Annotated in this window: 10 protein-coding genes, 1 tRNA gene and 1 pseudogene; 4 read left to right on the forward strand and 8 right to left on the reverse strand. The window is 72.6% G+C overall.

Annotation, left to right across the window (positions count from 1 at the left end; all coding sequences use genetic code 11):
* Nucleotides 1–79: 79 nt before the first annotated feature.
* From IH44_RS0129575 to IH44_RS0129585, 3 genes are all read right to left on the reverse strand, one after another.
* Nucleotides 80–2,092, reverse strand: coding sequence for a glycosyl hydrolase family 18 protein (locus IH44_RS0129575; RefSeq protein WP_051817495.1), 2,013 nt, complete (start codon nucleotides 2,090–2,092; stop codon nucleotides 80–82).
* Nucleotides 2,093–2,364: 272 nt separating this feature from the next.
* A tRNA-Met gene (locus IH44_RS0129580) sits at nucleotides 2,365–2,438 on the reverse strand.
* Between the two features lie 57 nt (nucleotides 2,439–2,495).
* Nucleotides 2,496–5,435, reverse strand: a complete 2,940-nt coding sequence (locus IH44_RS0129585; protein ID WP_063759706.1) for a UPF0182 family protein — start codon at nucleotides 5,433–5,435, stop codon at nucleotides 2,496–2,498.
* A 166-nt stretch (nucleotides 5,436–5,601) separates the two neighbouring features.
* Between IH44_RS0129585 and IH44_RS0129590 the strand changes: the two genes are divergently transcribed.
* Complete coding sequence (locus IH44_RS0129590) at nucleotides 5,602–6,162, forward strand: PPA1309 family protein (RefSeq protein ID WP_030462828.1); 561 nt, start codon at nucleotides 5,602–5,604, stop codon at nucleotides 6,160–6,162.
* A 46-nt stretch (nucleotides 6,163–6,208) separates the two neighbouring features.
* On the opposite strand, the gene IH44_RS0129595 is transcribed toward IH44_RS0129590, so the two are convergent.
* The 4 genes from IH44_RS0129595 to IH44_RS0129610 all read right to left on the reverse strand — a co-directional run bounded on the left by IH44_RS0129595 (nucleotide 6,209) and on the right by IH44_RS0129610 (nucleotide 9,377).
* Nucleotides 6,209–7,291, reverse strand: coding sequence for a PDZ domain-containing protein (locus IH44_RS0129595; protein WP_030462829.1), 1,083 nt, complete (start codon nucleotides 7,289–7,291; stop codon nucleotides 6,209–6,211).
* 85 nt (nucleotides 7,292–7,376) lie between these two features.
* The gene (locus IH44_RS47430) at nucleotides 7,377–7,544 is read right to left on the reverse strand and encodes a hypothetical protein (RefSeq protein WP_193588130.1); all 168 of its coding nucleotides are present in this window, start codon (nucleotides 7,542–7,544) and stop codon (nucleotides 7,377–7,379) included.
* Nucleotides 7,545–7,704: 160 nt separating this feature from the next.
* Nucleotides 7,705–8,145: a molybdenum cofactor biosynthesis protein MoaE gene (locus IH44_RS0129605; protein WP_081967204.1), complete on the reverse strand. Its 441-nt coding sequence runs from the start codon at nucleotides 8,143–8,145 to the stop codon at nucleotides 7,705–7,707.
* 83 nt (nucleotides 8,146–8,228) lie between these two features.
* Nucleotides 8,229–9,377, reverse strand: coding sequence for an NAD-dependent epimerase/dehydratase family protein (locus tag IH44_RS0129610; RefSeq protein ID WP_030462831.1), 1,149 nt, complete (start codon nucleotides 9,375–9,377; stop codon nucleotides 8,229–8,231).
* Nucleotides 9,378–9,568: 191 nt separating this feature from the next.
* Between IH44_RS0129610 and IH44_RS0129615 the strand changes: the two genes are divergently transcribed.
* Entirely contained in the window at nucleotides 9,569–11,143 is a 1,575-nt protein-coding gene (locus tag IH44_RS0129615) for a zinc-dependent metalloprotease (protein ID WP_030462832.1), read from the forward strand.
* The gene (locus IH44_RS0129620) at nucleotides 11,140–11,703 is read left to right on the forward strand and encodes an NUDIX hydrolase (RefSeq protein ID WP_030462833.1); all 564 of its coding nucleotides are present in this window, start codon (nucleotides 11,140–11,142) and stop codon (nucleotides 11,701–11,703) included. Before IH44_RS0129615 ends, IH44_RS0129620 begins: the two co-directional genes overlap by 4 nt.
* A gap of 102 nt (nucleotides 11,704–11,805) precedes the next feature.
* On the opposite strand, the gene IH44_RS0129625 is transcribed toward IH44_RS0129620, so the two are convergent.
* Complete coding sequence (locus tag IH44_RS0129625; protein ID WP_030462834.1) at nucleotides 11,806–12,372, reverse strand: M48 family metallopeptidase; 567 nt, start codon at nucleotides 12,370–12,372, stop codon at nucleotides 11,806–11,808.
* Between the two features lie 479 nt (nucleotides 12,373–12,851).
* Between IH44_RS0129625 and IH44_RS0129630 the strand changes: the two are divergent.
* A pseudogene (locus IH44_RS0129630) lies at nucleotides 12,852–13,474 on the forward strand (ThiF family adenylyltransferase); the annotation flags it as partial.

Here is a 13,474-nt window from a genome sequence, read left to right on the forward strand (position 1 = left end):
CAACTCTCCGCGCGCGCAAGGGGGAAGGCCCGGAGGACGAAATCCTCCGGGCCTTCCGTGAAGGGTTCTTGACGGGGCCTCAGCTCACGCTGAAGTCGTCGGCCTGGTAAGCACCCTGTCCGTACCAACCGTGCACCCAGACGGTGACCGAGGTCACCGAGGCACCGGTGGTGAACTTGGTGGACAGCTGCGTCCACGCGCTCCCGCCGGGGGTCCAGGTCGAGCTGTCCGCGCCGGAGCCGGTGACGCCCAGGTAGGTGTAGTTGCCCTTGACCCAGGCGGACAGCGTGTAGGTGGTGTTCGGCTTGACCGTGACGGTCTGCTGGCACTGCGCGGTGTCACCGGCGCTCGCGTTGCCCTGCAGGGCGTACGAGCCGGTGTGGCCGCCGCTGACCACCGCGCCGCCGCTGCCCGCGCAGGTCCACGGGCTGAGCGCGCCGGACTCCAGGCCGGGGTTGGCCACGATCCCACCGCTGGGCGAGGTCGGCGAGGAGGACGGGCTGGTGGTCGGGCCGGTCGGCGAGGTCGACGGGCTGCTGGAGGGCGGGGCCGACGGCGAGGTGCTGGCGGTCGGCGACGCGCTGGTGGAGGCGCTGGCGCTGGGCGAGCCGGTCGGCGGGGCCGGGCAGGAGGCGGCCGAGCCGTTGGTCGCGTTCATCAGCGGGTTGAGCAGCGCCGCGTTCGGGTCGTCGTACAGCGAGAACACGAACGATCCGCCGAGGCCGTTGCAGTGCGCGTAGTCCATCTTGGCCTGGATGGACTTGGCGTTCTCGCCGGACCAGAAGTTGGTGCCGTCGTAGAAGTACGCCGCCTGCGCGGCCGGGTCCCAGTAGGTGTAGCTGGGGTTGTCCACCGTCCCGAGCAGTTCCTTGTACATCCGCACGCCGTTGACGTTGCCGGAGTTCGGCGCGCCCTGGGCCGGTCCGCTGGCGGGCTGGAACAGCCCGTGGTTGGCGCCGGCCGCGACGCCGGTCCAGCCCCGGTAGTACAGCGGGACGCCCATGTTGAGCTTGTTCGCCGGGAACCCGCCGGGGATGCCGTACGAGGAGTCGCCGACCGTGTACGCCTTGATCGCCTCGTCGATCGAGTACTTGGCGTTGCCCGGCGGCACGTTGTTCATCGGGTCGTTCGGGTTCTGGTAGACCGGCGTCTGGTGGTTGGTCGGGCCCTGGGCCTCCCAGCCGCCGTGCATGTCGTACGTCATCGGGTCCGCGAAGGTCAGGTACTGCCCGATCTTGTCGGTCTCGACGTTCTGGATCTTGTCCTGGCCGGCCGGCAGCGCCGCGCTCAGCGCGTAGGTCTTGCCGTCCGCGGCGCCCTGGGTGTTGAGCTCGCTGCGGAACTCGGCGAGCAGCGCGGTGAAGTTCTGCTTGTCGTTGGGCGAGGAGTGGTTGCCGGTGTGGCCGCCGCCGCCCGGGTACTCCCAGTCGATGTCGAAGCCGTCGAAGATGCCCTTGCCGGTGCCGGCGCCGCCGTAGCCGCCCTGCGCGGGCAGGTTGCCCTTGATGAACATGTCGACGCACGAGGAGACGAGCTTCTTGCGCGAGGCGTCGGTGGCCGCCGCGTCGGAGAAGTACTTGGAGTACGTCCAACCGCCGATCGACAGCAGCACCTTGAGCTTCGGGTACTTCGCCTTCAGCTCCTGGAGCTGGTGGAAGTTGCCGGCCAGCGGCTGGTTCCAGGTGTCGGTGGAGTTGTCGACGCTGTTGCCGTTGGCGAAGGTCTTGGCGTAGTCGGCGTAGTAGTCGCCCGCGCCGTCGCCGGCGTTCGGGTTGTTCTCGTCCTGCGAGGCCGCCGAGTTGGCCTCGAAGCAGGTCAGGTTGGTCGGGTCGATGTTGGCGAAGTCGTACAGCAGGTAGTCGAGCTTCCCGGCCATGCCGTTGGTGTCGACGTTCTTCAGGTAGTAGGCGTTCTGGTAGATCGACCACTGGTCGAAGTACGCGACCTTCATGCCGCCGCTGGTGGCGGGGGCCCCGGTCGTGTTGCCCGGCCCGGCGGTCGCGCTGGGGGCTCCCAGCAGCGAGACCGCTCCGGCGAGCAGCGTGGCGGCCGCGGCCGTGACGGCCCAGGCCCTGCGGTTGTTGCGATGCATGCGGATGTGCCTCTCTCCTGTCACGTGGGGATGCAGGAACGCCGTCCGACACCCGGTCGGGGAGAGCGGCAGACGGAACCAGAACGTGATCAATTCCCGTTGCTGGTAAAGGAGTTGCAACGCATCAGGACGGGCGGTGGGGGCCGCCCGTCATGGGCATGACCCAGATTGGACTGGACCACATGGGGTGTCAATCGACCGGACACCCAAGGAATGGCAAAGGGAACGACGAAGGCCCGGAGGCTGATGCCTCCGGGCCTTTCGCTACTGAGTAGCGGGGACAGGATTTGAACCTGCGACCTCTGGGTTATGAGCCCAGCGAGCTACCGAGCTGCTCCACCCCGCGTCGGTGAAACCACTGTATCACGATCACGGGGTGGACCAACAAACCGGTTCCCGCAGCTCAGCCGGTGGGCGAGGCGGTGGGCGAGGCGGTCGGCGAAGCCGTGGGCGAAACGCTGCCGCCGGCCTTCTGCTCGGCGGCCATCGCGTCGCCGATGGCCTTCTTCAGCGCCTCCTGGGCCTTGCCGTACGCCGCCCAGTCGCCGTTCTTCATCGCCGCCTGGCCGTCGTCGAAGGCCTTCTGCGCCTCGGTGAGCGCCTTCTGCACCTCCGGGCTGTCCGGCGCGGTCGGCGTCGTGGGCGTGGTCGGCGTGGTCGGCGTCCCGGTGCCCGGGTTCTGCGGCTCGGCCGGGGCGGTCGGGGTGGTGGCCCCGTTGGCCGCGCCGCCGAGCACCTTGGCCAGCGCCTGGTCCAGGGTGTCCTCGAGCGCCACGTTGTGGTCGCCGTACACCGCCAGCACCTTCTTCAGCACCGGCACCTTGGCGCCGCGGGCCACCAGGTACACCGGCTCCACGTTGAGGATGCCGCCGCCGACCGGCAGGGTCAGCAGGTTGCCGTACACCACGTCGGAGTCGGTGCCGCTGCGCAGCAGTGTCAGCTGGCGGGCCACCTCGGAGTCGGAGTTGAACTTCGCCTGGGTCAGCGCCGGGCCGAGCGCGCCCGAACCGGACGGCATCCGCAGGATCCGCAGCTTGCCGTAGCCCGGGCCCGGGTCGGCGTCCGCGGTCATGAACGCGGCCAGGTTCTTGCGGCCCGAGGGCACGAAGGAGGTGGTCAGCGAGAAGCTGGCCGCCTTGGCGTCCGGCATCCGCAGCGTCAGGTAGTACGGCGGCTGCACCTCGTGGGTGTTGACCGTCGGGTCCTCCGGCACCTCCCAGATGTCGGTGCCGTTGAAGAACGCCGTGGCGTCGGTCATGTGGTACTGCCCGAGCAGGTCGCGCTGCACCTTGAACAGGTCCTGCGGGTAGCGCAGGTGCGGCAGCAGGGTGGCCGGGACGTCCGCCTTCGGCTTCACCGTGCCCGGGAACGCCTTCATCCAGGTCTTCAGCACCGGGTCGGCCTCGTCCCACTGGTAGAGCGTCACCTCGCCGGTGTACGCGTCCACGGTGGCCTTCACCGAGTTGCGGATGTAGTTGACCTGGTTGACGGCGGTCAGGGTGCGGCCGCGCTGGTCGGTCAGCGAGTCCTTGGTGGCGTCGCCGAAGGTGGTCTTGGACGAGAACGGGTACCCGTCCGAGGTGGTGTAGCCGTCCAGCACCCACACCAGCCGGCCGTTCTCCACCACCGGGTACGGGTCGGCGTCGATCGACAGCCACGGCGCGACCTTCTCGACCCGCTCCTTGGGGGTGCGGTCGTACAGGATCTTCGCGCCGTCCTTGATCGCCCCCGAGTAGAGCAGCTGCGGCTCGGCGAACTTCACCGCGTACGCGGCCCGGGTCAGCGGGTTGTTCAGCGAGACGCCGCTGCCGCCGCTGTACTGGGAGGTCTGGTCCGGCTGTCCGTCCCGGGTGTAGTCGATCTCGTCCATGCCGGGCCCGACGACGGAGTACATCGTCGTCTTCTCGCCGTAGTACACCCGCTGCTCGTACGCGCCCAGGTCGCCCTCGGCGGGCAGCGCGTGCTCGGTGTAGACCGGGTTGCCGTTGGCGTCGACCTGGTTGCCCTTGGCGGCGACCACGCCGTACCCGTGGGTGTACTTGAAGTGGTCGTTGATGAAGTTGCGCTGCTGCACGCCGGTCAGGTCCAGCTCGCGCACGCCCAGCACGGTGTCCTGGTCGCCGTAGCGGTCCACGTCCAGCGTCTTGGGGAACGCGTAGTAGTTGCGCAGCGCCTGGTTCTGCTGGAACGTCGGCGAGACCACGTTCGGGTCCAGCAGCCGGATGTCCGAGACGGTCTGCGCGTCCTGCTTGAGCTTGTCGGCGTCGGTCGAGTCGGTCGGCGTGTACTGCTGCTCGGCCGCGTCCGCGATGCCGTACGCCTGCCTGGTCGCGTCGATGTTCTTCTGGATGTACGCGGTCTCCTTGGCCTGCTCGTTCGGCTTGACCTGGAACTGCTGCACCAGCGCCGGGTAGAGGCCGCCGACCAGCAGCGCGGACAGCGCCATCAGCCCGAAGCCGATCAGCGCCGGCGCCCAGGTCCGCCTTATCGGGGTCAGGAAGAACAGCAGCGCGCAGATGATCGCCACGAAGAACAGGATCGTCTTGGCCGGCAGGAACGCGTTGGCGTCCACGTAGCGCAGGCCGGTCCAGCCGTCGACGTTCTTGTACGACTCGCTCTTCACCGCCAGCGCGTACCGGTCCAGCCAGTACGCCACCGCCTTCAGCAGCACGAACACGCCCAGCAGCACGGCCAGGTGGCCCTGCGCCCCGGCGCTCGCCCGCCGCCCGGGCCCCTGCAGCCGCAGGCCCCCGTACAGGTAGTGCACGGCGGTCGCCGCCAGCAGCGAGACGATCACCGCGCTGAACGCGAAGCCCAGCACGAACTGGTACCAGGGCAGGTCGAACGCGTAGTACGAGACGTCCTGGTGGAACTGGCTGTCCTTCACGCCGAACGAGGTGCCGTTGACCCACAGCATCCACGTCCGCCACTGCGCGCCCGCCGCGGCGCCGGCCGCCAGGCCGACCAGCAGCGACAGGCCGACCATCAGCCACTTGCGGAACGGCGCGATGCCCGTCCGGTAGCGGTCCAGGCTCTGCTGCTCCACCGACATCGCGGCCAGCGGCGGCCGCAGCCGGTGCGCCAGCCACAGGTTGAACCCGACGACCAGGGCCATCAGCAGCCCGAAGACCGCGAACAGGCCCGCCTTGGCGCCCAGTTGGGAGGTGAACACCGAGCCGTAGCGCACCGAGTCGAACCACAGCCAGTCGGTCCACAGGCCCGCCAACATCACGAACAGCAGGAACAGCGCCGCCAGGACGCCCACCGTCAGCAGCAGCACCTTCGCCCGGCGCGACGGCGGCCCGACTCTCGCTCGGAAACCCGGACCGGAGCGGTCCGGCATCTGGAAGGTCAAGGCGCCACCTCAGCTGTCGTCGTCATCGGGAATGCCACCGCCGCACCGGTCGCGGACGGCGGTCTCCCCATGCAACTTAATTCGTCTTTACCTGAGTTCCCGGCGGCTGCGTCGGAGTTGGAGCGGGCACCCCCGGGCATGTGAGGATGACCCCATGTCCGACTCCCCTGACCTGACCGCCGCCGCCTCCGGTCTCCCCGCGGCCACTCCCCTCACCCGGGCCGCCCTGGAGATCGACGAGCACGCCGCGACCCTCGGCTGGGACCTCCCGGCCCGCCTGTTCGCCCTGGTCGACAACGCCCAGATGCGCAAGGCCAACCCGCGGCTCGCCTCGCAGCTCGGCCTGGACGACAACCCGACCGGCCTCACCCCGGTCGAGCAGGAGGAGATCCCCCCGGGCACCGAGCTCGACCGCTTCCTCGGCACCATCGCCTGGCCGGACGGCGTGGTCGGCTGCGCCCTGGTCGTCGAGCGCCTGATGCTCCCGCCCGGCGCCGAGTCCTCCCGGCCGAAGAACGCCGGCGAGAAGGAGATCAACGACTGGGTGGCCACCCACCCGCAGCGCCAGGAGGTCCGGATCACCGCGGCCGTCCTGCGCGACGGCTCCAAGGAGGTCGCGCTGCGCCTGCGCGAGAAGGACCTCGCCCGCGAGGTGCTCACCGGCCCCGAGCTGGTCCCCAACCTGACGGACGCCCTGCTCTCCACCTTCTCCTAGCGCTCCCGGCGGGCCCCTCCCCGGGGCCCGGCCGCTCGGCCGCGGCTCAGCCGCAGCTCGGCAGCGCCGCCTTGTCGCCGCCGCGGATGCTGTCCAGGGCCTTCACCGCGCCGTCCAGGTTCTCGACCTTGACCAGGGTCAGCCCGGACGGGGTGCCCTTGACCGCCTCGGAGCAGTTGTCGGCGGGGGTGAAGAAGTACTCGGCGCCCTTGTCCCGGGCCGCGATCAGCTTCATCTGGATGCCGCCGATCGGGCCGACCGCGCCGTCGTCGTCGATGGTGCCGGTGCCCGCCACGAACTTGCCGCCGGTGAGGTCGGTGGGGGTGAGCTTGTCGACGATGCCGAGGGCGAACATCAGGCCGGCGCTGGGGCCGCCGACGTCCTGCAGGCCGATGTCGATCTTGAACGGGTAGACGTGGTCGACGCCGGGCGTGATGCCGACGACCGCCCGCTCCGGGCCGCTGTCCGCGGACTTGCCGGTCACGATCGGCACCTCGACCCGGTCCGCCGGATCCGGCGAGGCGCCGGCCTTGGCGTGCGGGACCACGGTGAAGACCACGGTCTCGCCCGGCTTGTGCTTGGTCACCTGCGCGGCCACCTGGGTCTGGCTGGTGATGGCGGTGCCGTCCACCGCGACGATCTGGTCGCCCGCGTGCAGCTTGCCCTCGGAGGGCCCGCCGGCGGCCACCGAGGAGACGATGATCTCGGTGCTGACCGGGATGCCCAGCTCCTTGAGCGCCGCGGTCTTGGCGCTGTCCTCGGAGGAGGCGAACTGCTCGGCGTTCTCCTGCTGGGCCTCCTGGTCGGTCTGGCCCTTCGGGTAGACGTTGTCGTGCGGGACGACCAGCACGTCGTCCCGCATCCAGCCGACCAGCGCCGAGACCAGGCTCGGCTGGTAGTTCGCCCCGGTGACCTGGACCGTGGTCATGTTGAGGTGGCCGCTGGTCGGGTAGGTCTCGTGGCCGGTGATGGTGATCACCGGCGTGCCGGTCTTGTCCTGCGTGCCGAGGGTGTTGTACGTCGGCCCCGGGCTCATCTCGGTGAACGGCACCTTGAACAGGACCGAGGCACAGAGCAGGCCTATCAGCAGCAGGGTGGCGGCGAGCATCGTCGCCGATCGGCGTGGCATGCCACGACAGTACGGGAAGTGCCGGGCGGGGTGTACCGCCGGTCCGCGCCCCGCACCGCCGATCGGGGACGGGGGGCGGCGGCGGTCAGTCCCGGGCGCCGGTACTGCGCTCCATCGCGGCGCGGAAGCGCTCGTGCTCGGCGAGCGAGGACGGATCGGTCATGGCGCGGGGCGGGCGGGCCGCCCAGGTCGCCCAGACCGCGGCCAGCACCCCGGCCACCACAGGAATGCTCAACCAGGCGAGCACAGCCATTTTCGGACTCCCCACAGGCTCGTCATGCGTATCAGCAGATTAACCGCCTACTGGGGGAACGGCGCGAGCGGCATCCGGGTTACGGGACGCGGTCCGCTCTTCACCACAAGGTGTACCGCCGAACGGGCAACGAGCGCCGCCCGGACCGGACACGGGGGCGTCAGCAGGAGCCGGCGCCGACCCACTCCTCCTCGCCGTCGGCGAAGACCTGGTGCTTCCAGATCGGCACCTCGTGCTTGAGGTCGTCGATCAGCCGCCGGGAGGCCGCGAACGCCTCGCCGCGGTGCGGGCAGGACACCGCGACGATCACCGCGACGTCGCCGATCTCCAGCCGACCGGTGCGGTGCACCGCGGCCAGCGCCCGGACCGGGAAGTCCGCGCAGACCTTCTCGGCGATCCGGCGCAGCTCGCGCAGGGCGGTCGGGTGGGCGCTGTACTCCAGCGCGGCGACCGGCTTGCCGCCGTCGTGGTCGCGCACCGTGCCGACGAACAGGGTGGTGCCGCCGGCCGCGTCGTCGCCGACCGCGGCGTGGACCTCGTCGAGCGAGAGCGCGCTCTCGCGGACGTCGAGCAGGCGGATCGGGTCGTGGTTCTCGGACATGGGCCCATCATTCCGCATCCCCGCCGACGGACCGCAAGGATTTTCGTATCACGATGCGGTAATTCCGCCATGTGAAAAGAAGATCAGATCCGGCGGTGCTTGCGGGCCCGCCGGACCAACGCGGCGGTGCCGATCAGCGCCACCGTCGCCCCGGCCGCGCCCAGGCTGGTGGCGGCCTCCTTGCCGCCCAGCCGCCGCCCGGCCACCGCGTGCTTGCCGGACACCTGGGCCAGCAGCTCGGCCAGCACCTCCTCGTTGGTGTGCCGCGGCCGCCAGCCCGCCTCGTGCAGCCGGCTGCCGGACACCACCCACGGGTACATGGTGTACGCCAGGTCCCCGGCCGGGGCCGGGGTCAGGCCGAGCCGGTGCAGCCGGGCCGCGGTGCCCAGGGCCAGCGAGGCGGGCAGCTCCATCCGCCGGATCCCGGACAGCTCCTCCACGTCCTCCTGCTCCAGCCAGCCGTCGCAGCCGACCGTCACCTCGCCCTCGACCAGGCCGAGCGCCGCGTACTCCAGCGCCGCGGCCAGGTCGTCCAGGTGGCAGAACTGCCAGCACGGGCGGGAGCCGGCCACCACCAGCAGCCGGGGCGCCTCGAAGTGCCGGGTCAGCACGGTGTCGATGCCCGGGCCGACCACCACGGCCGGGCGCAGCACTGTGATCTGCAGCCCGGGGTGGGCGCGCGGGGCGCGCCGGGCCAGCCGCTCGATCTCCAGCAGGTCGCCGACCAGCGACGCCTCCTCGGTGGCCCGCAGCTCGGAGTCCTCGGCCAGCGGGACCTCGTTGTCGGGCAGCGCGCCGTAGACCATCGCGGAGGTGCACAGCACCACCCGGTGCACCCCGGCGGCCGCGGCGGCGGTCACCACCGTCTGCGCGCCGCGCACGTTGTAGGCGCTGCGGGTCCGCGGGTCGGACTCCATGCCGAGGTCCATCGCCAGGTGCACCACCACGTCGACGCCGGCCAGCCGCTCGGCCACCGCCGGGTCGCGCACGTCCAGCACCCGCCACTGCACGCCGGGCACCTCGCCGCGGCGGTCGTCCACCGCGAGCACCCGCCGCACGTGCGGGGAGTCGACCAGCCGCTGCGCGACGCGCTCGCCGAGCACGCCCGCCGCGCCGGTGACGGCCACGGTCAGCGGTCTGCCGCCGTAGGCTGGAGTCGGCGAACCGGCATCGGCCGGCGCACCCTCGCCCTCGGTCAGCCCAGAGCGAACGTCCGAAGGCGGGGAACTCACCGGCCATCCTCCACGGTTAGCTTAAGTGCGGACGTACGAGTGTCACGCACTTGACCATCCTGCCCGAGGCTCGGCCCCGGCGGTGCACCCGGCGCGGTCGCCGCGAGACCATTCAAACCGCTCGGAGCCCCCGGGCGGCAGACTTTCCCGCCACACCACCCGCGTGACGGCCGATCAGATCGAGGACCCCCGTGAGCGACCTCCCCTTCGGATTCGGCGTTCCCCCCGAGGAGCCCGAGGACGGCAAGAACAAGGGCAAGAAGGACGGCGAGCAGGGCGACTCGACCCCGCAGCAGCCGTTCGGCTTCGGCAACGGCAACCCCTTCGGGGCGCTGTTCGGCATGGGCGGCCCCGGCGGCGGGCAGGGCGGGGACAACCCGTTCGCCGCGATGATGGGCGGCTTCAACCCCAACGACCTCGGCGCGGCGTTCCAGCAGCTCGGGCAGATGCTCTCGTTCGAGGGCGGCCCGGTGAACTGGGACCTGGCCAAGAACATCGCCCGGCAGACCGTGGTCGCCGAGCAGCCCGAGGGGAAGACCAAGGACCGCTCGGTCGGCGCGGCCGAGCGCACCGCCGTCACCGAGGCCGTCCGGCTGGCCGACCTGTGGCTGGACTCGGCGACCGAGTTCCCCTCCACCTCCTCCGCGGCGGTGGCGTGGAGCCGCGCCGAGTGGATCGAGGCCACCCTGCCGGTCTGGAAGGACCTGGTCGACCCGGTCGCCGAGCGGGTCGGCAACGCCATGGGCGGCGTGCTGCCCGAGGAGATGCAGGCGATGGCCGGGCCGCTGATGGGCATGATGCGCTCGATGGGCGGCGCCATGTTCGGCACCCAGATCGGGCAGGCGCTCGGCGCGCTGGCCGCCGAGGTGCTCGGCTCCACCGACGTCGGCCTGCCGCTCGCCCCCGCCGGCAAGGCCGCGCTGCTGCCGCAGAACATCGCCGAGTTCGGCGAGGGCCTGAACGTGCCCGCCGAGGAGGTCCGGCTCTACCTGGCCCTGCGCGAGGCCGCCCACCAGCGCCTGTTCGCGCACGTGCCGTGGCTGCGGGCGCACCTGTTCGGCGCGGTCGAGGCGTACGCGCGCGGCATCAAGGTCGACACCTCGCGGATGGAGGAGCTGGTCGGCCAGCTCGACCCGGCCAACCCCGAGGCGCTCCAGGACGCGCTGGCCGGCGGCCTGCTGCAGCCCGAGGACACCCCCGCGCAGAAGGCCGCGCTGGCCCGGCTGGAGACCGCGCTGGCCCTGGTCGAGGGCTGGGTCGACGCCGTGGTGCACACCGCAGCCGCCCCGCACCTGCCGCAGGCCGCCGCGCTGCGCGAGACGCTCCGCCGCCGCCGCGCCTCCGGCGGCCCCGCCGAGCAGACCTTCGCCACCCTGGTCGGCCTCGAACTGCGCCCGCGCCGCCTGCGCGACGCCTCCCGCCTGTGGGCCTCGCTCGCCGACGCCCGCGGCGTCGAGGGCCGGGACGCGCTGTGGAGCCACCCCGACATGCTCCCCACCGCCGCCGACCTGGACGACCCGGACGGCTTCGTGCACCGGGACACCGCGGCGGTCGCCGAGGGCGGCTTCGACTTCGACGCGCTGGACAAGCTGCTCGGCGAGGCCGCGGGCGGCGGGGCCGCCGGGACGGGGAAGGCCGACCTGACCAAGGACGCCGGGGGCGCCTCGTCGGACGACGCCCCGAAGGCCGCCCCGGACGGGGAGGGCAAGGGCCAGGACGCCCCGGGCGAGGACGGCGAGCAGGGTCCGGAGGGCACCGCCAAGTGACCTCGCTGCACGCGGACGCCGTTCGCGTCCTGACCGACTGGGCGCCCGACGCCGCCGGGCAGGACGGGCTGCGCCGCGACTACCTGGCCCACCTGGCCGAGCGCCCCGACGGCATGTGGCGGGCCTGCCTGCCCGGGCACATCACGGCCAGCGCGCTGGTCGTCGACCCCGAGGGCGGGCGGGTGCTGCTCACCCTGCACCCGAAGGTCGGGCGGTGGCTGCAGATGGGCGGCCACTGCGAGCCCGGCGACGACACGCTGGCCGCGGCCGCGCTGCGCGAGGCGGTCGAGGAGTCCGGCATCGCCGACCTGGCGCTGCTCGCCGTCGACGGCCGCACCGCGCCGGTGAAACTGGACCGGCACCAGGTGCGCTGCACCGGGAAGGACCGGCCGGAGAACACCCACCTCGACGTGCAGTACGTGGCCCTGGCCCCGGCCGGGGCGCGCGAGCTGATCAGCGAGGAGTCGCTGGACCTGCGCTGGTTCGGCTGGGACGAGCTGCCCGCCGACACCGACCGCTCGGTGCGCGAGCTGGTGGCGATGGCCCGCGAACTGGTCTGACCCCGCGACTCCCCCGGTGTGCCGCGAGGCCCCCGGTCGCCCCTGGCGGGCGGTCGGGGGCCTCGTGTCGTGCGTGGTCGCGCCGTCCGGACGTCCGCCGGGTCAGGTGAGGCGGGCGGGCGGGATGTGCGGCAGGCGGGCGGCGGAGGCGACGCCCTCCAGGTAGCCGCGGGCCCGCTCGGTGCGCGGGTAGGCGTCCAGCAGGGCCCAGAACCCGGGGCCGTGGTCGGGGACCAGCAGGTGCGCCAGCTCGTGCAGCAGGACGTAGTCGACCACGTACTCGGGCATGCCCTGCAGGCGGTGGGAGAGCCGGATGGTGCGCTCGCTCGGGGTGCAGGAGCCCCAGCGGGAGTTCTGGTTGGTGACCCAGCGGACCTGCTCGGGGACGGCCCGGCCGCCCAGGTAGAGCCGGGAGAGCTCGTGGGCGCGGGACTGCAGGGCCTCGTCGCCGAGCGTCCGGCGGCTCTCCTGCGCGGCCAGCTTGTCGAGCATCTGGGCCACCCAGCGCTGCTCCTCGGCGTGCGACATCCGGGCCGGGATCAGCACCACGGTCCGGTCGCCCTCGCGGTAGGCGGAGACGGTGCGGCTGCGGCGGGCGCTGCGGCGGACCTCGACCTTGCTGCGGTCCACGGCGGGCCGCTCGGCGGCGGTGCGCTCGACGGCGGGCAGCTCGGCGGCGGCGTGCCCGACGGCGGCGTGCCCGGCGCCGGTGCGTCCGGCGCGCTCCGGGGCGGGCCGCTCGGGGGCGCTCCGGGCGGGGGCGCCGCGGCCGCCGGGGCGGTGCGGGTCGGGGGTGTGCTCGCGGTCGGTTGCGTACTCACGATCGGCCCCGGCGCTGGCATGCGCGCCGGGCGCCGCGGTCGTCGTCCCGGAGGCTGCCCGGGCACGCCGATGCGACGCCGACCGATGGGAGTCCCGTTCGGCTGCCATGGCACAGGACGTTACCCCGTCCCCGTGACAGAAGTCCGGCACCGGGTCGGCGCGGCCCCGGGGACCACCCGGGTGCGTTGTCCACAGGCTGTGCGCGGCGATGAACCGATCGTCCTACCGGGGCTGTGGACAACGGATTTCCGCCGATCCGGACCGCCGGGCAAGCTGCGGTGACCAGAGATCCCGACGCCGGGATCCCGACCGTGGGAGGTACCCGCATGCGCCCCGTGATCAAGCCCGCCCTGGCCCGGCTCTGGCGGGAGAAGCAGGCCCTGCAGTTCGGCACCGTGCGGCGGCACGCCCGGCTGATCGAGGGCGTCGACCGCAGGCTGGCCGGCTTCCTGGAGCTGATCGACGGCACCCGGGACGGCCCCGCCCTGGTCGCCGCCGGGCAGCGGCTCGGGCTGAGCGCCGAGTACTGCCGGGCGGTGCTCGACTCGCTCGCCGGCAGCGAACTGCTGGACGACGCCCAGGCCCTGCGGGACGTGCTGGAGCTGTACCCACCCGCCCGGCGGGAGCTGATCGGCCCCGACCTGGCCTCGCTCTCCCTGGTGCACCCGGCGCCCGGCGAGGCCGCCGCGGTGCTGCACGGCCGGATCCGGGCCCGGGTCGAGGTGCGCGGCGCCGGGCGGATCGGGGCCGCCGTCGGGGCCGCGCTGGCGGCCGGCGGGATCGGCGAGGTCGCGGTGCTGGACCGCGGCCGGGTCGCCGCCCGGGACTGCGCGCCCGGCGGGCTGCCGCCGGGCGACATCGGGCGGCTGCGCTCCACCGCCGCCCGCGAGCTGGTGCACCGCGTCACCGGCGCCCCGGTCGGCGAGCGGTACCGGCGCCCGCCCGCCGC

Origin of the sequence: Kitasatospora sp. NRRL B-11411 (assembly GCF_000721345.1) — a bacterium.
GTDB classification, from domain to species: domain Bacteria; phylum Actinomycetota; class Actinomycetes; order Streptomycetales; family Streptomycetaceae; genus Kitasatospora; species Kitasatospora cineracea.

Bases quoted from the DNA above. Each gene is read 5' to 3' on its own strand.
- IH44_RS47430 (WP_193588130.1), bottom strand. From the start codon at position 7,544: ATGGCTGTGCTCGCCTGGTTGAGCATTCCTGTGGTGGCCGGGGTGCTG.
- IH44_RS0129605 (WP_081967204.1), bottom strand. From the start codon at position 8,145: ATGTCCGAGAACCACGACCCGATCCGCCTGCTCGACGTCCGCGAGAGC.
- IH44_RS0129585 (WP_063759706.1), bottom strand. From the start codon at position 5,435: ATGCCGGACCGCTCCGGTCCGGGTTTCCGAGCGAGAGTCGGGCCGCCG.
- IH44_RS0129575 (WP_051817495.1), bottom strand. From the start codon at position 2,092: ATGCATCGCAACAACCGCAGGGCCTGGGCCGTCACGGCCGCGGCCGCC.
- IH44_RS0129595 (WP_030462829.1), bottom strand. From the start codon at position 7,291: ATGCCACGCCGATCGGCGACGATGCTCGCCGCCACCCTGCTGCTGATA.
- IH44_RS0129590 (WP_030462828.1), top strand. From the start codon at position 5,602: ATGTCCGACTCCCCTGACCTGACCGCCGCCGCCTCCGGTCTCCCCGCG.